We start from the raw sequence: 24,602 nt of genomic DNA, 5'->3' as shown, positions 1-24,602 counted from the left end.
TTCACCACTATTTATAAAATTCTGCATTTAAACTTAAATCAATTATTGATATTAATCAAATTATTTTTATTCTCATTTGATTATTAAGTAATTGATTGTTATAGTAATACGTGAGCAAAGGCGAGTCCTGCAAAATTTGCTTGTATTGAGCTTTCTGAAATAGCTGTAGCGAATTTTTCAAATTAAACGAGTATATATGCAAAAGTTTTTATCTTTAATAATTGTAATCCTAATACTTTACAATATAGTAAAGTTAAAAATATCTCCCGACAACAATAATCCTACAACTATAGAGCAAACGGCTTCAAATAATTCATCTACCGATGAAAACCAAACTAGTATAAATAATGAACCTCATATTTCATTAAACGGTAATTTATTTGAACGTACGGTTTCAAAAATAGTAATAAATGCTCTTAAAACCGAAGAAGGGAAAGCATTTTTTGAAAATATTTTACAACCGTTAAATGGACCTATCAATCCTAATGATTACACTATTGAAGTACGTAAGGATTTAGTAAAAACACTGTTCAAAATTAATACGCTCGGTAGCGGTAATATCGGTCCCGCTTCTTGCGGACATGTAGTTACCGTATTTTATCAAATATCAGATATGAACAATACTTTAATATCTGAAGATACTAAAACTTTTACCTTAGGCTCTGCTCCTGTAATGCTTGGCTTAGATAATGTAATAATCGGTATGATGGTAGGAGAAGCACGAGAAGCTATTATTCCGGCAAAATATGCCGTTAATAATAGTAAAAATATTATCTTCGATGATGCTTATAATTATAAAGTTAATGTAATTTTAAAATCCATATTACCGCAAAATTTTGTCAAAAATAATGAAGTAAAAATTTATGACGATGAGATAGCTTATCGTGTTCCTTTATTATGTGGTGAAAAAGTAAGCTTTAATGCTAAAATTACTCGTTTATCAAACGGTAAAATACTATATGATTCTAAAGCAAAAGGACAACAAATAGATATGAAAATCGGCGATATTACATATCCTTTAATTTTTTCTTACGCCTTGCAAGGTAAAGTAACGGTTGGAACACGCAGTGTTATTGCTGAAGGCAAAACATTTAAAGCTTTAGGTTCTAACATAAATAAAATTATTTCTCATGAATCATTACCGATAAATGAATATCTTTTGCTTGAGCTAGGAGACTTTAAACAAAATTAAATAAATATGAAACAAAATAAAATATCGGATAATAAAAAACAAAAAAATTATATTTTATTATCTATCCTTGTCATAATGATAATAATTGTATATCTTATAGCATTAATAAAAATTGCAGGATAAATTTTGTAATTATTAAAAATTTAAAACTCAAATTAAATGAGTATATAAGAATCTTACTTTAAACTTTAATTAAGCTAGGAGTTTAGTATGGAAATTATTAAAAAAAATAAAAATATTATTGTACTAGTAGGTTTGATATTTTTAGCAGTAATTATTTATATCTCTACAAATAAGAGTTCCGATAATAAAACAAATGATAATATATTAGAAGTAAAGATAACTATAAAAGATCATAAATTTGTTCCGAATATAATTGAAGTACCGAAATCTACTAAGATAAGGTTAATTGTTCATAATGAAGATGATACAGTAGAAGAGTTTGAAAGTCATGATTTACATCGTGAAAAAATAGTTATGCCGAATGAGTCAATAAATATTATACTTGCACCGCTTAAACCCGGAAAATATGAAATTTTTGGGGATTTTCATCAAGATACGGCTCAGGGTATTATAATTGTTAATGATTAGATAAAAAATATGTTTAAAATTGCTTTAGTAGTGTTTCGTGAATGTTTAGAAATATCCTTATTACTTGGTGTAATACTCGCCGTAACAAAACAAATAGAAAAATCTCGTCTTTATATTATTGCCGGAGTAATGCTTGGAGTAGTATTTGCTTCAATTTTTGCATTTTTTACCCGTAAATTATCTTTATCTTTTGGCGGAATAGGCGACGAGCTATTCGATTCCGGAATTATGATACTAATAACAATTCTGATTAGCTGGACAATAATATGGATGCAAGGTTACGGTATAAAAGTAAAGCAACATATAAACGACTTATCAGTAAAAATTCATGAAGGCAACGCCAGTTATTTCATGTTGGTTTTTTTAGTTGCCACTACCATATTACGAGAAGGTGCAGAAATTATTATTTTAGTATATAGCATATCTTCAGTTGAAACAATATCAAGCAGTATTTACTTGCAAGGAGTGATAATAGGTGCTACAAGTGGCTTCTTACTTGGTTTAGTAATATATTTCGGTTTAATTAAGATTGCTAATCAAAAATATATTTTTAAAATCTCTACTGTATTATTAATGCTAATAGCAGGAGGATTTGCAGCAAGTGCTGCAGGTATTTTAACCTCTTCCGGTCTAGTTATGTTTTTATCCGATCAACTTTGGGATAGTTCATGGTTAGTGGCAGATAGAAGTATGATAGGTAAAATCTTACATATTGTTACCGGTTATATTGCAAGACCTAACGGGCTACAAGTACTTGCCTATTTTACTACTATATTACTGATAAATATTTTCATACAAATAAAATTAAGATATTCCAAAAATAACTTAATATCAGTACAAAAAAATGAATCAAATTAATTTTATCAAAGAGAACAATTAAATTAAATATGTTAAAACTTTTATCAGAAATTGGTCCGGTAATAGCATTTTTTGCAGGCTTTTTTTATGGAGGCGGTATACAAAACGCTACTCTTTATATGCTTATTACCTCTGTTATTTGTATTACCCTTTGTTATGTTATTGATAAGAAAGTATCCAAGCTTTCTATTATTTCTACAACTGTTTTATTAGTTTCGGGAAGCATTACTTTAATTAGCGGCGATTCAATGTATATAAAAATCAAACCTACTATATTATATGTTATTTTTGGAATAATATTTCTCATGAGCGGTATAAGAAAAAATCCTTTTATCAAATATGCTTTAGAAAGTATAGTACGTCTTAAAGAAGAAAGCTGGATAATTTTAAGCTATAGAACAGCGGCTTTTTTCTTTTTTATGGCTGTAGTTAATGAAATAGTTTGGCGTAATTTCTCAGATGAAACATGGGTAAAATTTAAAGTATTCGGTGTAATACCTGTTACTTTTATATTTATTTTACTGCAATTACCTCTTTTATTAAAGAATAAATTACCGGATAGTAAGATATAATACCTTACTATTTTTACTCTATATCATTACCGCGTGGCATTATTGCGTAGACCGGTAAAACCTACTGTGTCACCTAGTTCGCTTGCTAACTAGGTCCATAAAAACAATAAAAAATATTAATAATTTTAGTATTTTTAACTGGATCCCGTGAAGGGGCCACGGGGGATGACGGGGGACAACAGAGGTGAAATTGATCCACGCGGGCAATGACGACTCGGTATGTACGCAACAAGGTCCGGTACTATAGGGAATGACATAAACAAACAGTTAATTCTTAAACAAATATAATCTTTTTAAAAATCGTAGGGTACTATTATTATGATGTTACGAGTTCTAATTTTTATAGCTCTTTCTTTTAGTCTATCTGCTTGTTTACCTGCTATTTTTACCGCAGCAACCACTACCGGTATTGTTGCTTCAAAAGATCAACCAATGTCTAAAACATTAAATGATTCAAGGATTTCTGCCGGTATTAAAGCTGATTTAGTAAAAAATAATTTTAGAGATTTAGGAGCTAAAATAAAGGTTGAAGTATCACAAGGAAGAGTATTATTAACAGGAAATATTCAAAAAGAATCTGATGCGTTAAAAGCCGTAGAAATTGCTTGGAATCAAAAAGGCGTAAAAGAAGTTATTAATGAGTTGAAAGTAAATAAAAATAGTAATCATTTTGACTTAGCCCAATATACTAAAGATAGTATGATAACCACGCAAATTAAAGCTAAAAACTTAGTCAGAAAAGACATTAAATTTGCTAATTATACTATTCTAACTATAGATAATATTGTTTATTTATTTGGAGTTGCAAGATCAGAAGAAGAGCTAGAAAAGCTTGCTTCTATTGCATCAAAAATAAAAGGTGTTGAAAAAGTTGTGTGTTACGCTAAAATAATGGATAATTTTAATAAGCATGATGATGATACAACGCCATAAACTTATTGTATTAATTTTTTTATTGATTTTTTGTCTAAGCGGTTGTAATACCTCAAAAAGATTACCTTATTCCCATAAATATTCTTACAAAGAATTATCAAAGGATGATCCTCATAATCTAACTTATAAAGGACATTATAAAGTTGGAAAAAATTATAAAATAAAAGGAAAGACGTACAAACCTCACAGTACTAAATCTTTTACCGAAACAGGTTATGCTTCATGGTACGGGGGACGTAAAGACGGTTTTCACGGTAAAAAAACAGCTAACGGTGATAGATTTAATAGAAATTTACTAACTGCCGCACATAAAACTCTTCCGCTTCCTTGCTTAGTTAAAGTTACCAACAAAGCCAATAATAAATCAGTAATTTTAATGGTTAATGATAGAGGTCCTTTTAAGAAAAATCGTATAATAGATGTTTCTCAAAAAGCAGCCGAAATTTTAGCATTTAAAAATCAAGGTATAACTAAAGTAAAAATAGAATATTTACCTAATGAAACTGAGAAATTTCTAAAAAATATTAATCTAAAAAAACCACAAAGTAAAACTTTAGCTAAAAACTCTAAAAAATCTTCATCTACTAAAGTTACAAAAAACGCTAAATGTAGTGTTAATTGTCATATAAAACTTGTAAATCTAAAATATAAGCTGGCAGTGAATCCTTAAAATAACTCGTCATTACGAGCAACTGAAAGTGTTGTTGCATGGTCCGTTTTATGTCATTCCTGCGAAAGCAGGAATCCAAAAAAAATTATAAATACAGCAAATTTTTGAAATTAAAAGCTCGATTTATCTTGCTTTATGATGGATTCCTGCTTTCGCAGGAATGACATCAAGCCGTTTTTTGAGCCATGCAACAATATACTGGCTTGACCATGAGATCTTGTGCCACAAATTGTATCCTAAGATCCCGCAATCAAGTTAGCTAGGATGACATATACAAGAACTGGATTCCCGCCTACGCGGGAATGACATAAAACGCTCTACGCGAGCAATGCCTCTCGCAATGACGATACATATCAACTACGTATATTCTTTTTCTTTATTATTTTTGATTTAGCTTTTGTAGTAGATTTATTATTAGAGGCAAGTTTGATTGAAGATTTAGGGACTATAGGCTTAATATTAAAATGCTGATCTAGTAGCCCCATCATTTTTTGATCACGAGATGCGGCACTTTTGCCTCCTGTAACAACGGCAATCAATGATTTACCGTTCCTAGAAGCAGTAGTTATTAAATTATAACCTGCCGGTGTATGAAAACCTGTTTTCATACCTTCTGCACCTTGATAATTTTTAGTAACCCTATTATGTCCGTTTACTATGTTTCCACGAAATACAAAACTGGTTTTAGCAAATAACGGATAATATTTAGGATAATCTCTCTTCAAGGCCATAGCAAGTTTAGCCATATCTCTTGCGGTAGTTTGCTGCAATGGATCATGCCAGCCTGAGGCGTTTTTAAAATAGGTATTCTTCATACCGAGCTGTTTAGCTTTAACATTCATTAAATGAGCAAAAGCTTTTTCTGAACCTTTCATGCCCTCAGCAACCGTTACAGCAGCATCATTAGCAGATTTTATAATTAATCCATTAATTGCCTCTCGAACGGTTATAGTTTCCCCTGCTTTTAAACCCAGTTTACAAGGCGGCATTTTTGAAGCTTTTGCTGATACAAGTAATTTTTTATCTAAAGGCAACTTACCGGCTTCGATTGCTTCAAACATTAAATATAGAGTCATTAACTTAGTTAAAGAAGCGGGGTAAATCCGAATTTGTGAATTATGGGCCTGCAACACTTTGCCGCTTTTTGCATCAATTACTAAACTAGTTTGAACAGGAGGTTTAGAGGTATTTTTTACAGCTTTCTTCGCTTCGCTTATGGGAGCAAAGAAAAATGTTGCAATAAAAATATAAGGTAATAAAAATTTACTAAACATTTTAAATAAATAAAATATTATTCAAATTAAATCAAGTGGGATTTTTCATCATTGCTCAATAAGTATAGATTTCGTCATTGCGAGGAGCGAAGCGACGTGGCAATCTTATGAAATAATAACAAACTCCTGAGATTGCTTCGTCAATTTACTATTGTAAATTTCCTCGCAATGACGTTAAAAACAAAACTTACTACACATTAACCTTCTTATTAAGATACATTAATATAAACAAAGCAGGCAAGGCTAAAATTATAGTAAAGATGAAAAAACCGTCCCAACCCATCATATTTACAAGTTTTCCGGCATAAATAGTGACAGTATTGTTACATAAACTACTGCTACTGCTAAGTAAAGCATATTGTGTTGCCGAATATTTTTTATTACATAAATTACCTATATAGCCGACTAAAGCAGTAGCCCCCATAGCAGCAGCAAAATTCTCTATAGTAATAGCAATTAATAAAGCTTCAAAAGAAGGAGGTTGGTGATTAAGCCAAATAAATGCAAAATGCGTTAGACTTTGAGCAATACCGGTAATAATCAAACCTTTAAAATTCCCTACCTTATACATTACAATACCACCGGCAAAGCCTCCGACTAAGGTCGCAATCAACCCGTAAAGTTTAGCAATTATTGCTATTTCGCCTTTTGTATAACCAAGCTCTATATAAAAAGGTGAGGCAACCGCTCCAAGCATAGCATCCCCTAATTTAAAAAATATTACAGCAAGTAAAATAGTTACGGCAAATTCTCTTTTGAAAAAATCTTTAAACGGATTAATGACCGCATAAATCCATGAAATAATAGAAGTAATATTAACTTTTTCTCTTACTAATTCTTTTTCGTTTACGGTTATTATAAATATCGTTGCAACGGCAAATATTATAGCTATAATAACGAAAGTTAACTGCCAATTATTTCCGGTTATTTCTGCAAGATATAAAGCACCTGCTCCTGTAATAAGCATACCGATTCGATAACCGAATACGGCAGTTGCACTAGCAATAGTTTGAGTTTCCTGATCAAACTTATCTATACGCAACGCATCAACGGCAATATCGAACGTGCTGGATAAAAAGCCTAATGCTATAGTCAAAAAATATAAAGAAGTTAAAGAAACTTCAGGATTTTCCTTGCTCATAGCAATTAGCACTAAAACCATTAAAGAGCTACATAATATAAGCCAGCTTTTTCGATGTCCCCACCTACTTAAAAAAGGTATTTTAAAATTATCGACTAACGGTGACCAAAATACTTTTAACGAATATGATAATCTTGCAACCGCAAAAGTAGTAATAACAGCGATATCTATTCCGGATTCTTTTAACCATACCGAAAGAGTAGAAAAGATTATAACCAGCGGCATACCGCTAACTATTCCTAAAATAAATATTTCAAATAATCGATAGTCTTTAAAAATCTTGGTAATGAGCATTGAGGTGTTCCATTAAATCGTCATTGCGAGAAGAATTACGTAGTAATCAAGGCGAAGCAATCTCAGGATACTTGACGAGATTGCCACGTCGCTTTGCTCCTCGCAATGACGAAAATATTAGTATTGTAATAATAGTTAACAAAAATTAAGAAATATAAACTATTTATTTTATAAGTCAACCGTTCTCCCTTAACTCCTTATTATACAACCTATAATATTCATCCTTATTCTTAAGCAATTGAGTGTGAGTACCCTGCTCACAAATCTCACCGTTTTTCATGACGATAATATTATCAAGGTCGGTAATACTGCTTAAACGATGCGTAATGATTAAAGTGGTTTTTCCTTGGCGTAATTTCTTTAAAGATTCTAGAATTTTCTGTTCGGAAGCTTGGTCTAAGCTACTTGTTGCTTCATCCCAAATTAAAATAGGTACGTCTTTTAAGAAAGCTCTAGCAATAGCTAAACGCTGACGCTGACCGCCTGAAAGAGTTGTCCCCTGCACTCCTATTTGTGTGTCGTAACCGTTCGGCAGATGTATAATAAACTCATGAGCATCTGCATATTTCGCTGCTTCAATTATTTCTTCTCTTGTAGCGTTTTCCTGACCGTATGCTATATTTTCGGCAACGCTTGTATCAAATAAATGAGTATCTTGAGTAACTAAGGAAATCTGTCCTCTAAGCATCGTCAGCTTAATATCTTTAATATCATGATTATTAATTAAAATTCTTCCTTCATTTGGATCATAAAAACGCACTAATAAATTACTAAGAGACGTCTTACCACTACCTGAACGTCCAACAAACGCAATCATTTTATGAGGCTCTAGCTTTAAATCTATATATTTTATAACTATTTTACTCTCAAAACTTAAAGCCAGTTTTTCAAAAGTAATTTGTGGATTATATAAATCTACTTCTTTAGCATCTTCATGATCTTTAATAAGAGGTTCGGTATCCAAAATACTAAATACCCTCTTAGCTGCGGCTATTCCTTCCTGCAAATTAATATTTAACGATACCAAACTTTTAAACGGTCTATAAGCTGCAGCAAAAGCAGCTAAAAAAGCAAATAATGCACCGGGTGTTGTTTTACCCTCAAGAACTAAATTACCGCCGTACCAAACCATCCCTCCGACTGCAAGACCGCTTAAACCCTCCATAATCGGTGAAACCATCGCATCTAGCTTAGATGTTTTTTTGTAAAACTCTAAAATATTATTAATAATCAACGATGCTCTATTACTTTCTATTTTTTCGCCTACAAAAGATTTAATAATCTTAATTGACTGAAATGTTTCATCAAGCCTAGAAGTATAATGTCCAAGCTCCTCTTGCGATTGTGAAAATATTTTTCTTATCTTTCTACCCATCCTTTGCACCGGATAAACAGCCAAAGGAAAAACAAGAAAAACTACACAAGATAATAGTGGTTCTAAATGAAACATCGTTATTATTAAACATACTACAGTTAGAAAATGTTTAGCACATCCGACAAGTAAATTAGAAACAGCCCCACGCATCAAAGAAATATCATTAGTAAAACGAGATATTAAACGTCCTGAAGATTGGTTTTGAATAAAAGAAATATCGGCAAGTAACAAATGCTCATACATTTTTATCTGCAAATCATTTAGTACCCTCTGCCCAACAAATTTTATTAGATAATTCTGATAATACTCTGAAATTCCTTTTATAAAAAAAGTTACAGTAAGCACTATAGGCATTATTATAAGCATTTTCTTATCATGCGTTAAAAAAATCTTATCAATAATAGGTCTAACCGCATGTACAATCACTGCCGTACAAAGTGCTGCAATAACCATGCAAAATATCGAAAAATATATTTTATTTGCGTAAGGTTTCACATGATCTTTTATCAGCCTTTTTATAACATCTGCAGCTGTATAACTATCATTTAAATTATTATTACTCATTCTCGTTAAAAATATTAAATTGATGATGTGATTGATTAGGTATCGGCATTTTCAAATGCTCAAAAGCGGCAATCGTGATTACCCTACCTCTAGGAGTTCTTTGTAATAAACCTATCTGTATAAGATAAGGCTCTATGGTTTCTTCAAGTGCATCACGCTGTTCAGAAAGGGCTGCTGCAATCGTTTCAATTCCGACAGGACCGCCGTTATAATTATCCGCTATGAATTTTAGATAACGATAATCGTTGCTATCAAGTCCTATGTGATCAACTTCCAAACGATTTAACCCAAAATCAGAGATTTCTTTATCTACTCTTGATTTACCGTCAACTGCTGCAAAATCTCTTATACGACGAAGCAATCTTAATGCAATTCTTGGCGTTCCTCTACTTCTTTTTGCTATCTCTTCCGAACCTGAATCGGTCAAATCAATATCAAATAATTTACTCGCTCTATTTAGAACTTTCTTCAATTCTTCAGTATTATAAAAATTAAGCCGCATAGGAATACCGAACCTATCACGCAAAGGATTACTAAGCAGCCCAAGGCGTGTAGTAGCCCCGATTAAGGTAAATTTCGGCAAGGTTATTTTCACTGACCTTGCGGCAGGACCTTCACCGATAATTATATCAAGCTCAAAATCCTCCATAGCAGGATATAAAACCTCTTCAACCGCAGTATTTAGTCGGTGAATTTCATCAATAAATAATACGTCGTTTTTTTCAAGATTAGTTAGGATAGCAGCAAGGTCAGCTGCTTTAAGTATAGCAGGACCGGAGGTGGATTTGAAATTACCGCCGATTTCATTAGAGATAATCTTAGCAAGCGTAGTCTTACCAAGACCGGGCGGACCGTAAAATAAAGTATGGTCAAGATGCTCATTCCGAGATTTTGCAGCTTTAATAAATACCGAAAGATTCTCTTTAATCTGCTGTTGACCGACAAATTCTTGCAAATATGACGGTCTTATCGGCAATTCTTGATCATTTTCAATTTTTTCAGGCGATAATATATTAGTCATTAATTTAAATCGAATATAATGACTAATAATAGCTAAAAAATAGTTTTATGCTATAAATTATTTTAAGATTCTATATCACTTGATTTATTTATTATATTAGATAAATCCCCAATACAAGATGCGATGTAACTAATTATATCAGTAGGCACAAATAAACCATCAGCATATACCTCTTTTGCAATTCCCACCATCTCAAAAAAATGCTCATTAATATGTTTATCTGCGTTTTCTAGAATAAAGTTTGCATCAGTTACTTTTAACTTTTCTAACTCTTCTATAACACTATCTTTATTTAACTTTTGATATAATTTTAAGTAACTATGAATTGTACCCTTATGCAAATCGTTAGGCGTTTCAGACCAATCTTTTAAAACTTGTGCTACTTCTTCTAGAATACTCTGATTTTTATCAGTTCTCTCATTAATTTGACTTGTCCATGCTTTCTTTTCTTGTTTCTCTTGTGAGGACATATCATTTGGACCCGTAACCAAACAATTAAGAAGAGCTTTATTATTTTTTATAGAAGTGAATAATTTTGCTTTTGATTCATCACTTATTTCTCTACCTAAAAAAAACTCAAGTTCATTAATTTTGCTATGTTTGATTGCTTCACAAAAAATATCTATATTGCTATTGTTTAGAGTAAGACCGGTCAAACCTAAAGCGTTTAGATTCATTTTTGGTATCGCTTTCAATAATTCTATTTTACTTTCTTCTGTTATACCGTTGTGTGATAGTAATGATGCTGAATTCCATACAGAACTTTCAATCTTTAGCGTTTTTACAGTATCATCTCCTTTTAAAGTTTCTAGTAAATCTTCCAAATGATTGGGTAATACCTCATCGTTGATATTTAATGTAGCTGGGTCTTTTTTTAGTTCCTCAATTAATTTATTAACATTTATACTTGCTAAAAATGTTTTTAATTTTGACATAATTTTACCTATTAATTTTAATGATATTTCTTTTGAATATGTATTATATATCAAAATTAAATAAAAGTAAGGGGAATGTTAATAAATTAATATTTAATTTAGAGACCGGCATTTCGGTTTTTCAGGGCTGTTTTGATTAACTCATCAATAGAAATTTCGGGGTTTTGGATAATGATGCCTTGAACGGCGTTTTGAGCTTCAAATCTAGAAAATCCTAGATTTACTAGAGCTTTTATTACTTCATTACTTGCGACGGGCGTAATATTCTTAATATTTAAGCTATCTTTAATAATAACAGAGCCGCTTGATATTTTCGCTACTTTACCTTTCAGCTCTAACACTATACGCTCAGCAAGTTTAGCCCCTACTCCCGATATTGCTTTAAATATATTTTTATCTTCATTATTTATAGCAATTTGAATATCTGAAGGTGTAAGGCTTGATAAGATAGATAAAGCCATTCTTGTACCGATACCGTTTACTGATTGTAACAAATTAAAAAAATTTTTCTCTTCTAGAGTCAGAAAACCGTAAAGATGAATATGCTCCTCTCTAACATGGGTTTCGATAAATAGTTTATAAAACTCACCTTCAGCAAGTTTACCTAAAGTTTTACCTGAAGCATAAACAAGATACCCTACCCCATTTACGTCAATTATAATGTAATCATCGCCTTGGGAATCAATCTTACCGCTTAATTTACCGATCATATATACCTCTCATAAATAAAGAGTTGATAGACGAAGCTCAATTTGGAAAAGAGCATGGAGTCTGTAGCACCTCGGAACGGAGCGTATAATTAATATAGTTCGTACCGAAGGGCTACAAAGACGACATAGCCAATTTTTCAAATTCAGCGAGTATACCTACTTTTTCTTTCTACTATATATTAAAATTAGTGCCGGTAAAGCGGTAATAATTGCTGCTAAAATGTAATGAATAACAAGCGGTCTATCCATCATATGACACTGCCCATCATTAGGAATAGTTTGAGCCAAAACCATATAAGCAACTATTATTGTTACTACTATATATAAAACGGTAAAAAATAAATATTTTATAAAATTTTTCATGTTAATCTCTTGTGAATCAACTGTGTCATACACTCATTTCTCTTACAATACATTTTATTAGAAAATATTTTTTAATAATTTATACACTTCAGAATCGTTACGTTTTCCAACTAATATTACGTAAATTGTAGTTTCATTAAAACGATAAATTATTCTATATTCTCCAATCGCACCTATAGAAATCATGGTAGCCTACTAATAATTTACTATCATTGGGTACCGGATTATTTATTAAAGAGAGAATCTTGTTTTTAATTTGACGCTAATGCTTTTCGGGATAACGTTCTAATATTTTTTATTACCCTTTTTTCTAAAATTATTTCTTTCATTAGCCTTTAAGAAATTTTTCTGATTCTTTTGCTGATAACCATTCCGGCTGTTTTGTAATATTTGTTGCTGCTTTCCCCCAATAATCATCTTCAAGCTTAGTAAAATATTCATAATCTACTAAAACAACGGTAGGTCTACCTTGCTTATTAATTACTATCGGCTCTCTTAGTGCTTGATCAATGATTTTTCCGGGATTTTTATTTAACTCAGTTGCAGATATATTCATATATTTTACGTATTATATTTAATATACCTATGATAGTATCATATGATACTATCACTGTCTATATTATTTGATATAATGAATAAGATTTTCTACCTCAATATCCTCAATCACTCCGATTTTACGGTTTTTTAGTTCAACAATATCATCTGCTGCTTTTTTAGGACCGATTATAATTTGATAAGGTGAGCCGATAAGGTCGTGCGTTGCGAATTTACTGCCGGCACGTGCTTCGGTATCATCATATAGCACTTCTATGTTTTGAGCAGATAGCTCTTTATAAACTTTTGCCGCCAGCTCTACGCATTTACTATCATGAATATTTAAATTAATTAAAGAAACTTTAAAAGGAGCAACGTTAGAAGGCCATATAATACCTTTCTCATTGCAATTTGCTTCTATAATAGCCGCTACTAACCTTGAAATACCTATGCCGTAAGAACTCATTTCTACAGGAGTTAGTTTACCGTGTTCGTCATTAATAAGAGCATTCATATTAACTGAATATTTTGAGCCGATATAAAAAATATGCCCGACTTCTATCCCTTTACTGCTAGTTATTTCTTGTTCAGATATGGGTAATTTATTTACGTCATGCTTTTCTTCGGCTGCTGCGTACCAGCTTTTAATTTCCTCTACATCGATATTAGGGTTATCTTTTAAAGTTTTAAATCTTTTATTGTAATAAATAGTACTTTCACCGGTTTCGGCGATAATATGAAACTCATGGCTTAAATTGCCGCCGATTGGACCGTTATCGGCAATAACGGGGATAGCAAATACGCCTAAATCTCGAAAAGTATTAATATAAGCCTGATACATTTGATTATAGGTCTTAACGGCATTTTCTTCGTTGATATCAAAAGAATAAGCATCTTTCATAAGAAACTCCCGACCTCTCATAACACCGAAACGGGGTCTAATCTCATCACGAAACTTCCATTGGATATGATAAAGATTTTTCGGCAAATCCTTATATGACTTAATATTATGACGGAAAATATCCGTAATCATATCTTCGTTAGTAGGACCAAATAGTAAAGTATTATCGTGACGATCTTGAAATTTCAGCATTTCCTTACCGTAATTATCAAAACGTCCCGATTCCATCCATAAATGTGCGGGTTGAATGCAAGGCATTAGAACTTCCAAAGCTCCCGCTTTATTCATGTTTGAGCGTACTATATTCTCGATATTCTTCAGTACTTTTAAACCAAGCGGAAGCCATGTATAAATACCTGCTGCTTGTTGCCTAATCATTCCACTTCTAAGCATTAATTTATGCGAAGTTACTTGAGCTTCACTCGGTTCTTCTTTTAAAACAGGTAAAAAATATTTTGATAATAACATAGAATTTTTTTAGTTTAATGTATTTTCCGTTATTGCAAGAAGGCATTGCCTGCGTGGGTGCCTAATCGTCATTGCGAGGAAAAACTGTAAGTTTTGACGAAGCAATCTCATGCCAAAATCCTAAGATTGCCACGCTCCTTTCAGTCGCTCGCAATGACGATGAACATGCACTTACCTTTTAGCAGTAAGATTCAGAAAATCATAGCGATATTTCTGCTGCTCGGCAAATATCCCTGTATAATGCATAGTGTTCATAACACTATTATCTTGCATCACTCCACGCATCGACATACAACTATGTAAAGCAGAAATCTTAACGGCAACGCCAAGCGGCTTTAAATTCTCCTGTACGCTTTCGGCTATTTGTACCGTCATCTTTTCTTGTATTTGTAATCTTTTAGAAAAGGCATTTACTATTCGTGCTAACTTGCTTATGCCGACAATACAATTATCAGGAATATAAGCTATATCCACCGTACCGATAAAAGGTAACATATGATGTTCACAAAAAGAGGTGAATTTTATATCTTTCAGTAAGATAAAATCCTGAAAATTACAAGTATCGTAAAATTTTGTATTTAATATTTCAGCTACATCCTTTCCATAACCGGAAAATATTTCCGTATAGCTGTTAACCACTCTATCAGGGGTTTTAAGCAACCCTTCTCTAGTTGGATCTTCACCAATGAATTTTAGTAACGTTCTTACCGCTTCTTTAGCTTCTTCTCTAGTTGGTTTACTCATGTTCTAGTTTTATACTTTTTAAAAACATTGTTTTACCACAAATATAAACAAACATCAAGCCGCCTACTATAGCAATAAGCCCTCCCCCGCCCATCATACCCATTAATAGCTTAGCTGACATTGGCATTACACTATTTGGATCTTTCCGCATAACACCGTAACCACCGGCAAGTGCCAGCCCTAATATGTGTAAAATCTGCCCGAATGTTAGGAGGTAGAATGTAAAATTAATAATATTGTCATTGCGAGTAGGCACGAAGTGCCGACGCGGCAATCTCGGGAATTTTTGTATTGCCTCATGAGATTGCTGCACTCCTTTTAGTCGCTCGCAATGGCGTTGACGCCTCTCAATACCCAAATAACTATACCCCATACAAGCAATACTAATCCCCACTATAGAACCGTGATAATGAGCAGGAATTACCACATTTATACCTGTGATATTCATTGCAATAAGTCCTCCAAGTAGGAATAAAGTAATAGAGCAAAGAAGGGTGGTTTTGATTACATCGTCATTGCGAGGAAATTGCATAGCAATTGACGAAGCAATCTCAGTAAACATCCTGAGATTGCCACGCTCCTTATAGTCACCCGCAATGACGGTACAGCGAAATACCCATTCAACCCCCATACCGACCAAACATAAAACAGGAGCAATACCACCTAGATACTTCATATGGTTTGTATAAAACTCTTTAAAACTACCATCAATAATATCATAAGATATATGACCGCAAACTATAAGAACGCCAAAAATAAAATTCAAATAAAGTAAGAACAGATAAAATTTTTGGAATTTTAATTCTCTGCCTATTAGCTTCTGAAATAAGACAACCCAAATAAATATTAATATTTGAGTATAGATAAATTGTAGTAAATGACCTCCGCTCCAAAAAAGCAATTCATAATAAAATTCTATCTCGATTGGAATAATTTGGATAACGCGTTGCAAACCGTTATAAGACCATCCAAAGCAAATGAAGCTTAAAATGAACATTATAATAGTCAATAATATTGTAAAATTAACTAGACTATTTAAGTTCATCCAATCGAAGAAATATAAGATATTTATTGCGTATAATAAGAGCGTAACGCCAAATAAGCTTAACCCCAAAATAAAGATAATATTTTCAAGCATCGGTATATAATTATTCATCACTGGGTTGTGTCCGGCTATTGGAGAAATAGCGATTAGAAGAGTAGCTAGAAAAGCGAGTTTGGGGTAAAGACGAAACACGTCATTGCGAGCGAACGTAGAGAGCGTGGCAATCTCATGAAGCAGTGCAAAATTCCTGAGATTGCCGCGTCGAGGCTTTGCCTCTCCTCGCAATGACGTTTCACACCCCCAAACACTAGCCATAATAGACAACAACCAAATTAATACCGATAAATTAACATGAATAATTAAAGCAGATTTGAAAATATGCGGGTTTGGAAAAAAGCTCGATAATTGAGGAGTACGTAACACTACCAAAATAACCGAATATAAACCTGCAAACCCTAAAGATAAAATACCGAGTTTGAGCCACGAGATAGTTAAGCTATTATTTTGTAAGTGATTAGTAGAATTCATAACTACAGGTAAATATTAAATATAATCTACAAATAGCTTACAGTATCTAAATAAGCAATATTTTTTACAAAATCGCTTTTCTAAAAGTTAAAGATATACGTCTATTACGTATTATTTTATTATCACTCTTTCTAGCTGCAATTCCGTGTTGCCACTTATATCTTGCTTCATTTTTAAAAACTAATAAACTTCTAGGCTTAAGTAAAATAGCATGTTTTGTTTTATCATTTGTTAATTCCATAATACAGCTCCCCCCTAAGCTTAGTGAACATATGGTATCTGAAAAGCAAGGTATACAATCTATATGGGAAGCGATACCTTGTCCTGGCATATACTCATTTACAATTACTTGATTTGGGATTTCATTAAAAATATTCTTTTTATAAAATTCATCAGCTACAATCTGTAACCATTTAGGTAAAAGCCCTAAATAATATGATTGTTCTATAGAACGGCTTTTATAATCATACTTATAGCCGTAATGCTGAACTCTACGTTTTAAATCAGTAATCCAGGGGCTACTATCTATTAATTTTATGAGCCTATCCTCTTGTTCTGCTGTTATATATTCCTCAATATATTTTAGTCCCGAAATAATTATTTGGTCATTAAAAAGACTAAGTTGACTCATAATTTAAATTCCCAAGTAGCAAATTTAGAATAGTTCTCAATTGCACTTTCATCTTGATTAGTCATAGTGTGTACATATTCCGGGTAATCTTTTGGATCAAATTTATATTTAATAGGGGTAGATATCTTTAATTCTTGTGACAATTTTTCAAATTGAAATATACTATTATAGAAATCGCTATCCACTATGGTAATTAGAATCAATCCATGTTTCTTTAATACATAAGATGCAGAAACTATAAAATCACGGACAAGAATATAATTTGGATTTAAACCATTTATTTCTTCTCTACTACCGGAATGTGGAAATTGAAAAATTATTGTATCAAAAGAATTATGATTAAAATTTTTATGTAATTTAGTTGCATCTATATTGTGTAATACATTTATTCCAAATTTTCTAAGTTTATATGTATTCAATTGAGCGGTTTCTGATAAATCATCATAATCTTCATATGTAGAAGTAATACATCTAGGTAATTGTTGCAATTTTTTCATTAAGCTAACAGAAAAGCTTAAATTTCCTTCTCCGACTAAAAGTGAATTACCTAAATTAATACGAGGAATAAAGTTATATTTTGTTATGCTTTTCAGAAGTGTTAAAAGTTTAGAATCTAAAACTTTTAATGTTGTACTGCGTCGATAATAGCCTAGTTTTACTTGTTGTAACTTTAGATTTAATATATTTGTTTGTAGTTCTAGTATTTTAAATGCACAGTCAAAATCTTCTTTATTTATCATAATAACCTATATTAGCAATATTACAGGTATAATATCACTATAAATACTTCATACTAAATACATCAATGGAATTCATATAGCTCACAGTATTTAAATAAGCAATATTTTTTATTTGATTTGGAAATTAACGTAAGCTATTAATAAGTCAATAGATAGAACTTCGTATATCGACTTTTCATTTACTCGGAGCTACTTAATATATGATTAACCACCCACGGATCGGTATCGGTATTTTAATCTTTAATAATAGGAATGAGATTTTATTAGGTAAACGTATTAGTTCCCATGGTGAATCTAGTTATGCTCCTGCCGGTGGACATTTAGAATTTGGGGAAACATTTGAAGAATGTGCTATCCGTGAAGTTTTAGAAGAAACAAATCTAATCATTGAAAACCCACAATTTATAGCGGTGACTAACGATATTTTTGAAAAAGAACAAAAGCATTACGTATCAATTTTCCTTAAAGCTCATTGTTTAAATGAGCATGAATTACAGAATCTTGAGCCTCATAAGGTAGAGAACTGGCAGTGGTTTGCTCTTGATAATTTACCTTCTAACCTCTTCCTACCCTTAAAAAGACTTATTGAGAAAAAATGTTATCTATACAAAGAAATTATTGATTAATCTAATATTTCTTATTCTACTTTAAATATGTAATTATAGATCTTAGTGGATTGAATGGTGGGTTTGAGAAGACTTGAACTTCCGACCTCACGCTTATCAGGCGTGTGCTCTAACCAGCTGAGCTACAAACCCACAAATAGAGATGTGGTGAGCTCGCCGGGATTCGAACCCGGGACCCTTTGATTAAAAGTCAAATGCTCTACCGACTGAGCTACGAGCTCTTAAATATATTTATGCTTTTTCTGTGTGTCATTCCGTGGCTTGACCACGGAATCCAGTTTAAAATATTAAAATAACATACGCTTTAAGTTTTTTCTGGATCCCATGGTCAAGCCACGGGATGACACTTAGGTATAAAATATATTCAAAAATTATGTTTTACTTTATCGCCGAAAAAGGCTAATCTGTCAACAATTATTTTTTAATTTAATATATAGGAAGTTTATGCAGCATCAGGATGTGGCTATAATTATCCCCTCAAGGCTAAGTTCAACTAGACTTAAACAAAAACCGCTGCAGCTTATCGGCTCTACAACTTTAATCGAGCGGGTATTCAAACAAGTAAATCAGGCTAACCTTGAGCATACATATGTTGCGACCGACTCGGAAGAGATAGCAAATATTATTAAAAAAGTCGGAGGAAAAGTAATATTCACGGATAGTGCTATCCCAACCGGTACTGATCGTACTTATGAAGCTTTTAAATTAATTCCAAATAATCAAAACATTAATTACATAGTTAATGTACAGGGAGATATGCCTTTCATTGAACCTAGCTCTATTTTGAAAATTATAGAATATTTAAAAAACAGCGAGTACGATATTGTTACACCGGTAGTAAAGGTAGATAGAGAATCAGTAGAAGCTAGTAGTAATGTTACCGTAGCGGTTGACTCGGCGGGGAAAGCATTGTATTTTTCGCGTAGTCTTATTCCAAACGGTGCAGAAAAATTTTTATATCATGTAGGCATGTATGGTTTTCGCAAAAACGCTTTAGAAAAATTTGTATCTCTTAAGCCGACTTTTTTAGAAAAAACAGAACGTTTAGAACAATTACGTGTCCTTGAAAACGGTATGACTATAGGTACATGTTTAGTTGAGAATGTTCCTATTTCCGTAGATACGGAAGACGACTTAAAAAAAGCAGTAAAATTTTACGAAAATATTAGTAAACTAGGTTTATAATAAATAATGGTACGTTTCATTTTTGTTACCGGCGGCGTTGTTTCATCACTCGGTAAAGGTCTAACGGCAGCATCTCTTGCTATGCTATTACAAGCGAAAGGATTTAAAGTTTGCGTACGAAAACTAGACCCTTATCTTAACGTCGACCCTGGGACTATGAATCCTCACGAACATGGGGAAGTATATGTAACGGATGACGGAGCAGAAACCGATCTAGATCTTGGACATTATGAACGTTTTACCGGAGTTTCCTCGTGCAAGTTTGATAGCATCACAACAGGAGCTATATACTCAAAATTACTTAAAGATGAGCGTTTAGGAAATTACACCGGCGTTACCGTTCAAATCATCCCGCATGTTACAAATATAATAAAAGATTTTATACTTTCAAACACCAAGGGCTTTGATTTTATTATTTGTGAAATAGGTGGTACAGTCGGTGATATTGAAGGTCTACCGTTTTTTGAAGCTATAAGACAAATCGGTAACAAATTAAAAAACGAAAATTGTTTATTTATTCATTTAACATTATTACCTTATGTTAAAACCGCCCGTGAATTAAAAACAAAACCTACCCAACACTCAGTTAAAGAATTACGTGCTATAGGTATTACACCTAATATACTAGTATGTCGTGCAGAACGTAACATTTCAAAAAGCGAAATAGATAAAATAGCTTTATTTTGTAATATAGAATCTGAGTATGTTATTCCGGCAATAGATCAAAAAAATATATATTTAGTACCGATTGCGTATCATAATTCAGGTCTTGATAATAAAGTACTAAAATTTTTTAATATTAATGTCGTACCGTCCAAATTAGATAAATGGTATGATATAATTGGTAGGCTAAAAGATTCTAGTTCAAAAGTAAGAATTGCTATAATAGCTAAATATCATAAATTAAAAGATGCTTATAAATCAGTAATCGAGGCACTTGATCATGCAGGTATTTATTACAAATACAAAATTGATTTAGTATGGATAAATGCTGAAAATCTAACTGAAGAGAATATTAATAAAAAATTATTAAATATAGATGGGATTTTAGTACCAGGCGGATTTGGAGAACGGGCAACTAAAGGAAAAATTACAGCAATAACATATGCCCGTACTAATAACATACCTTTTTTTGGAATATGTTTCGGTATGCAACTTGCAACGATCGAAATAGCTCAGAACTTAATCGGTATTAAAGATGCAGTAACGGAAGAATTTAAAGTAGACGGTACAAAAATTATTGAGAAAATAAATAAAAACTGTGAAGGCTCAAAAATAACAATTGAAAATGTAAAAAAGACTATGAGGCTCGGCTCTTATCCTTGTAGTTTGGTTGCAAATACCATTGCAGCTAATGCTTATAAAAGCCTTGAAATAAATGAGAGACATCGTCATAGATATAAATTTAATAATGAATTTCAAAATATTTTTGAAAAAAACGGAGTAGTATTTAGCGGTTTTTCAAAGGATGAAGAAATTGTAGAAATAATTGAACTACCGGAACTTCGTTGGTTCGTAGGAGTACAATTTCATCCGGAATTTAAATCTAAACCTTTTGAAGCTCATCCGTTATTTATTCAGTTCATTAAAGCAGCGATTGAGTATACTCTGCGTAAATGAATAGTTGGTATACGAAGATCAACTTGGAAAAGAGTAAGGAGTTCACAAGACAAGGACGGAGCGTATACTTAATACGTGAGCACCACAGATCTTGTAGAACGACGTAGCCAATTTTTCAAGTTCATCGAGTATATAACAAATGTAATTAACAATAAAATATGAGACTATTTTAAAAAATCTTGACATAGTTTTTATTATAGTCTAGGTTGCATAAAAAATAATATAGCCGGACAGTTTTTGAAAAACGCTGGGGGTCATCCCCGCAAAAGTCTTGTTGCGTGGAACGGTTTTTCCGTCATTGCGAGCAGCCGTAGGCTGCGTGGCAATCTCATGAAATAATACTCCTGAGATTGCTTCGTCGATTACTACGTAATTCTTCTCGCAATGACGACTCTAGTATCCACTCCGGTACTAAAAAAATAAGCTCATAGTAAATCAATGGATGCCGTGGATTCTAACTTCACAATTTGGAATAAAGCCAGAAACAGTAAATTTAGGCATATAGTATGGCCGATTAGATCGTATGAATTAACCAAATTCATCCCGATGGTTTTACTAATGTTTTTTATTCTACTTAATCAAAACTTAGTTCGTAGTATTAAAGATAGTTTTGTTGTTACCTTAATTAGCTCGGAAGTATTGAGTTTTATCAAACTTTGGGGCGAAATGCCGATGGGAATTTTATTTGTTATTCTTTATTCTAAACTCTGTAATATTATGACAACAGAGCAAGTTTTTAGGATAATTACCGGCACTTTTTTATTTTTCTTTGCAATTTTTGGTTTTATTTTATTTCCGTACAGAGAGTTTTTTCATCCCGATCCCGAATTAATTAAGCACTATATCACTGTTCTTCCTCACTTAAAATGGTTTTTAATAATTTGGGGACAGTGGAGTTTAGTATTATTTTATATTATGGGAGAATTATGGCCGGTTATAGTATTTACTCTTTTATATTGGCAGCTTGCAAATAAAATTACTAAAGTCGAAGAAGCACCGAGATTTTACTCATTTTTTACTTTATTTGGACAAACTAATTTACTCATCTCAGGAACCGTAATTATTTATTTTGCTAAGAGTGAGCATTTCTTATTACCTTTATTTTCTCATCTAAACGATACAAATGAAATCCTTTTAAAATCATTTATTACGGTTATTTTAATATCCGGATTAATTTGTCTAGCTCTTCATAAACTTATTGATAAATCAGTCGTAGAAGCAGACAAAAATATTAAATTTAAAAACCAAAGAACGGATATATTAAAATTAAGCTTAGTCGAAAGTGCAAAAGTAATATTAACTTCTAGATATCTCGGTTTTATTTGTCTTCTTGTAATGTCTTATTCTATGAGTATTAGCCTAATAGAAGGATTATGGATGTCAAAAGTAAAACAACTCTATCCTGCTACAAAGGATTTTATATCCTATCACGGTGAAGTGTTTTTTTGGACGGGAGTACTCACGTTAGTTAGTGCGTTTTTAGGAAGTAGTTTAATTAGAATATGCGGCTGGTTTTGGGGAGCTATTATAACACCGATTATGATGTTTGGAGCAGGCGTTATGTTCTTTTCATTCACGGTTTTTGAAAATCACCTAGAAAATATCGTAAATACTCTCGGCTATAGTTTGCCGCTTGTCGTTATAGTTTTTATCGGCGGACTTTGGCATGTACTTTCCAAATCCGTAAAATATTCACTTTTTGATGCTACTAAAGAAATGGTATATATTCCGCTCGATAGTGAAATGAAGACCAAAGGTAAAGCTGCCGTTGATGTTATGGGTACTAAAATCGGTAAATCAATAGGTGCTATTATTCAATTCATATCCTTTAGTATTTTCCCGAACGCCGTACATAACGACATAGCCGGTTTATTGATGTTTAGCTTTGTAATCGTATGTCTATTATGGCTATACGGCGTAAAAGTTTTATCGGAACAATATAATAAGATGATAAAACGTTGATAGTTTTGTGTATCATCCTGCAAGACATTGCCAGCGTGAATACCAAGTCGTCATTGCGAGGAGCGAAGCGATGCGGCAATCTAGGAAAATAATAAAAAAAATTCTGATTTACAGAATTTTTTACTGGATTGCTTCGTCAATTGCTATGCAATTTCCTCGCAATGACGGATAAACAGGTCTACGCAACAATGCCTACTCGCAATGACGACTTTATGCCCATGTTGACAACACTAAGCTAGGAAGGACATAAGGGACCTTTCAAAAATTACTTGATACTATGAATTAAACCACTATATTTGAGCATCCTCTCCTATTAATCCTTGATCAAGTAAATCAAAAGCCTCATCCAAGCACTTATATAATGCATTTTCTTGAGCTACTTCCGAATAATCTTCGATTAACCCCAGATTTTGACAAGTAGTAACAAGTTTAGCTTTTAAACTATCGCTCTCTTGATTTTCAATATAATCTAATATTATTTTTGAAACATCTTGGTTTGCTTCTTCATATTTATTTTTTAAGTTCTGCAATCTATCAACATATACTCTTAACGTCTCTACTTCTTTACTTTGATATATTAAGCCCTTTATTTTTTCAATTCGTTTTATTAACCGCTCTGCCTCTTCATGCGGTTCTTTACATTGTCTTACTAAATTTGCTTTTGTAAAATTAGTATTAGCATTACTATGCATTAATAGTGAAAGAATAATTTTATTTTCTACTGAGTTACGACCACAGTAATATAATACTTCACCCATCTGTTTATAGTCATTCACCGTAGCCCCATATTCAAGTAACATTTTGGCTTTTTCAAAATTACCTGTAACCTCTAAAGCAGTATAACCATTCTCATCTTGTATATTAGGATCAATATTTTTTTGAAGCAACTCTTTAAGTTCTACTAGGTCAGTTACATGATGTAGGGTACTTTTGTTTTCTGGGCTATCTACCGTATCAAAGCTTACATCTTTACTATTAAGACTATTGTTAATACTAATGCGTAAATCATGAAACACATCTGGAACGGTTTTACATTCTTTTGCATTACTCCCCTTATACAAGATTTAAAAATATTTATTAACTTAGAAATTTTAGGCATAGTTATTTTCTTTTTTTTAGTTATTT

The 24,602-nt window shown here is 32.3% G+C and carries 24 protein-coding genes and 2 tRNA genes; 10 read left to right on the top strand and 16 right to left on the bottom strand.

Annotated elements, in window-relative coordinates; all coding sequences use genetic code 11:
• The first annotated feature begins 196 nt into the window (after positions 1-196).
• From RF_RS03300 to RF_RS03275, 6 genes are all read left to right on the top strand, one after another.
• Complete coding sequence (locus RF_RS03300) at positions 197-1,192, top strand: FKBP-type peptidyl-prolyl cis-trans isomerase (protein ID WP_011270946.1); 996 nt, start codon at positions 197-199, stop codon at positions 1,190-1,192.
• A gap of 210 nt (positions 1,193-1,402) precedes the next feature.
• On the top strand, positions 1,403-1,783 hold the full coding sequence (locus RF_RS03295; RefSeq protein ID WP_011270945.1) for a cupredoxin domain-containing protein: 381 nt from the start codon (positions 1,403-1,405) through the stop codon (positions 1,781-1,783).
• A 9-nt stretch (positions 1,784-1,792) separates the two neighbouring features.
• The gene (locus RF_RS03290) at positions 1,793-2,641 is read left to right on the top strand and encodes an FTR1 family protein (protein ID WP_011270944.1); all 849 of its coding nucleotides are present in this window, start codon (positions 1,793-1,795) and stop codon (positions 2,639-2,641) included.
• A gap of 29 nt (positions 2,642-2,670) precedes the next feature.
• The gene (locus RF_RS03285) at positions 2,671-3,213 is read left to right on the top strand and encodes a septation protein A (RefSeq protein WP_011270943.1); all 543 of its coding nucleotides are present in this window, start codon (positions 2,671-2,673) and stop codon (positions 3,211-3,213) included.
• Positions 3,214-3,531: 318 nt separating this feature from the next.
• On the top strand, positions 3,532-4,146 hold the full coding sequence (locus RF_RS03280; protein ID WP_011270942.1) for a BON domain-containing protein: 615 nt from the start codon (positions 3,532-3,534) through the stop codon (positions 4,144-4,146).
• Positions 4,147-4,168: 22 nt separating this feature from the next.
• A complete protein-coding gene (locus RF_RS03275) occupies positions 4,169-4,816 on the top strand; it encodes a septal ring lytic transglycosylase RlpA family protein (RefSeq protein ID WP_231564243.1) in 648 nt (215 codons plus the stop codon).
• 353 nt (positions 4,817-5,169) lie between these two features.
• On the opposite strand, the gene RF_RS03270 is transcribed toward RF_RS03275, so the two are convergent.
• From RF_RS03270 to RF_RS03210, 13 genes are all read right to left on the bottom strand, one after another.
• Complete coding sequence (locus RF_RS03270; protein ID WP_011270939.1) at positions 5,170-6,090, bottom strand: D-alanyl-D-alanine carboxypeptidase family protein; 921 nt, start codon at positions 6,088-6,090, stop codon at positions 5,170-5,172.
• Between the two features lie 190 nt (positions 6,091-6,280).
• Positions 6,281-7,525: an AmpG family muropeptide MFS transporter gene (locus RF_RS03265; protein WP_011270938.1), complete on the bottom strand. Its 1,245-nt coding sequence runs from the start codon at positions 7,523-7,525 to the stop codon at positions 6,281-6,283.
• 175 nt (positions 7,526-7,700) lie between these two features.
• Positions 7,701-9,464: an ABC transporter ATP-binding protein gene (locus RF_RS03260; RefSeq protein ID WP_011270937.1), complete on the bottom strand. Its 1,764-nt coding sequence runs from the start codon at positions 9,462-9,464 to the stop codon at positions 7,701-7,703.
• Complete coding sequence (gene ruvB, locus RF_RS03255; protein ID WP_011270936.1) at positions 9,457-10,485, bottom strand: Holliday junction branch migration DNA helicase RuvB; 1,029 nt, start codon at positions 10,483-10,485, stop codon at positions 9,457-9,459. Before ruvB ends, RF_RS03260 begins: the two co-directional genes overlap by 8 nt.
• Positions 10,486-10,547: 62 nt before the next feature.
• Positions 10,548-11,420 (bottom strand): hypothetical protein, encoded by an 873-nt coding sequence (locus RF_RS11375; RefSeq protein WP_011270935.1) that lies wholly within the window; start codon positions 11,418-11,420, stop codon positions 10,548-10,550.
• Between the two features lie 98 nt (positions 11,421-11,518).
• Positions 11,519-12,130 (bottom strand): Holliday junction branch migration protein RuvA, encoded by a 612-nt coding sequence (gene ruvA, locus RF_RS03245; RefSeq protein ID WP_011270934.1) that lies wholly within the window; start codon positions 12,128-12,130, stop codon positions 11,519-11,521.
• Positions 12,131-12,286: 156 nt separating this feature from the next.
• Positions 12,287-12,493 (bottom strand): hypothetical protein, encoded by a 207-nt coding sequence (locus tag RF_RS03240; RefSeq protein WP_039594968.1) that lies wholly within the window; start codon positions 12,491-12,493, stop codon positions 12,287-12,289.
• Positions 12,494-12,821: 328 nt separating this feature from the next.
• A complete protein-coding gene (locus tag RF_RS03235) occupies positions 12,822-13,049 on the bottom strand; it encodes a type II toxin-antitoxin system Phd/YefM family antitoxin (RefSeq protein WP_011270931.1) in 228 nt (75 codons plus the stop codon).
• 63 nt (positions 13,050-13,112) lie between these two features.
• Positions 13,113-14,396: a proline--tRNA ligase gene (gene proS / locus RF_RS03230; protein ID WP_011270930.1), complete on the bottom strand. Its 1,284-nt coding sequence runs from the start codon at positions 14,394-14,396 to the stop codon at positions 13,113-13,115.
• A 171-nt stretch (positions 14,397-14,567) separates the two neighbouring features.
• Positions 14,568-15,140, bottom strand: coding sequence for a GTP cyclohydrolase I FolE (gene folE, locus RF_RS03225; RefSeq protein WP_011270929.1), 573 nt, complete (start codon positions 15,138-15,140; stop codon positions 14,568-14,570).
• Complete coding sequence (locus tag RF_RS03220; RefSeq protein WP_011270928.1) at positions 15,133-16,713, bottom strand: cbb3-type cytochrome c oxidase subunit I; 1,581 nt, start codon at positions 16,711-16,713, stop codon at positions 15,133-15,135. Before RF_RS03220 ends, folE begins: the two co-directional genes overlap by 8 nt.
• Positions 16,714-16,777: 64 nt before the next feature.
• Positions 16,778-17,344 (bottom strand): alpha-ketoglutarate-dependent dioxygenase AlkB, encoded by a 567-nt coding sequence (locus RF_RS03215; protein ID WP_011270927.1) that lies wholly within the window; start codon positions 17,342-17,344, stop codon positions 16,778-16,780.
• Entirely contained in the window at positions 17,341-18,084 is a 744-nt protein-coding gene (locus tag RF_RS03210; RefSeq protein ID WP_011270926.1) for a class I SAM-dependent methyltransferase, read from the bottom strand. The genes RF_RS03215 and RF_RS03210 overlap by 4 nt, the downstream gene beginning before the upstream one ends.
• Positions 18,085-18,284: 200 nt before the next feature.
• On the opposite strand from RF_RS03210, the gene RF_RS03205 reads away from it, so the two are divergent.
• Positions 18,285-18,710 (top strand): nucleotide triphosphate diphosphatase NUDT15, encoded by a 426-nt coding sequence (locus RF_RS03205; protein ID WP_011270925.1) that lies wholly within the window; start codon positions 18,285-18,287, stop codon positions 18,708-18,710.
• 55 nt (positions 18,711-18,765) lie between these two features.
• Here RF_RS03205 and RF_RS03200 read toward each other — a convergent pair.
• Positions 18,766-18,842, bottom strand: a tRNA-Ile gene (locus RF_RS03200).
• A gap of 13 nt (positions 18,843-18,855) precedes the next feature.
• Positions 18,856-18,931: transfer RNA gene (locus RF_RS03195), tRNA-Lys, on the bottom strand.
• Positions 18,932-19,154: 223 nt separating this feature from the next.
• On the opposite strand from RF_RS03195, the gene RF_RS03190 reads away from it, so the two are divergent.
• The 3 genes from RF_RS03190 (at position 19,155) to tlc2 (ending at position 23,477) form a co-directional block, all read left to right on the top strand.
• Positions 19,155-19,895, top strand: coding sequence for a 3-deoxy-manno-octulosonate cytidylyltransferase (locus tag RF_RS03190; protein ID WP_011270924.1), 741 nt, complete (start codon positions 19,155-19,157; stop codon positions 19,893-19,895).
• A gap of 6 nt (positions 19,896-19,901) precedes the next feature.
• On the top strand, positions 19,902-21,515 hold the full coding sequence (pyrG, locus tag RF_RS03185; protein WP_011270923.1) for a CTP synthase: 1,614 nt from the start codon (positions 19,902-19,904) through the stop codon (positions 21,513-21,515).
• Positions 21,516-21,953: 438 nt separating this feature from the next.
• Positions 21,954-23,477 carry a nucleotide exchange transporter Tlc2 gene (gene tlc2, locus RF_RS03180; protein WP_011270922.1) on the top strand — a complete coding sequence of 508 codons (1,524 nt, stop codon included), beginning with the start codon at positions 21,954-21,956 and terminating at the stop codon, positions 23,475-23,477.
• A gap of 290 nt (positions 23,478-23,767) precedes the next feature.
• Here tlc2 and RF_RS11370 read toward each other — a convergent pair whose 3' ends face one another.
• Positions 23,768-24,538: an ankyrin repeat domain-containing protein gene (locus tag RF_RS11370; protein WP_231564244.1), complete on the bottom strand. Its 771-nt coding sequence runs from the start codon at positions 24,536-24,538 to the stop codon at positions 23,768-23,770.
• Positions 24,539-24,602: the final 64 nt, after the last annotated feature.

The sequence above is a fragment of the Rickettsia felis URRWXCal2 genome (assembly GCA_000012145.1).
Lineage (GTDB): Bacteria > Pseudomonadota > Alphaproteobacteria > Rickettsiales > Rickettsiaceae > Rickettsia > Rickettsia felis.
This window is presented reverse-complemented; position numbering and strand designations above follow the sequence as displayed.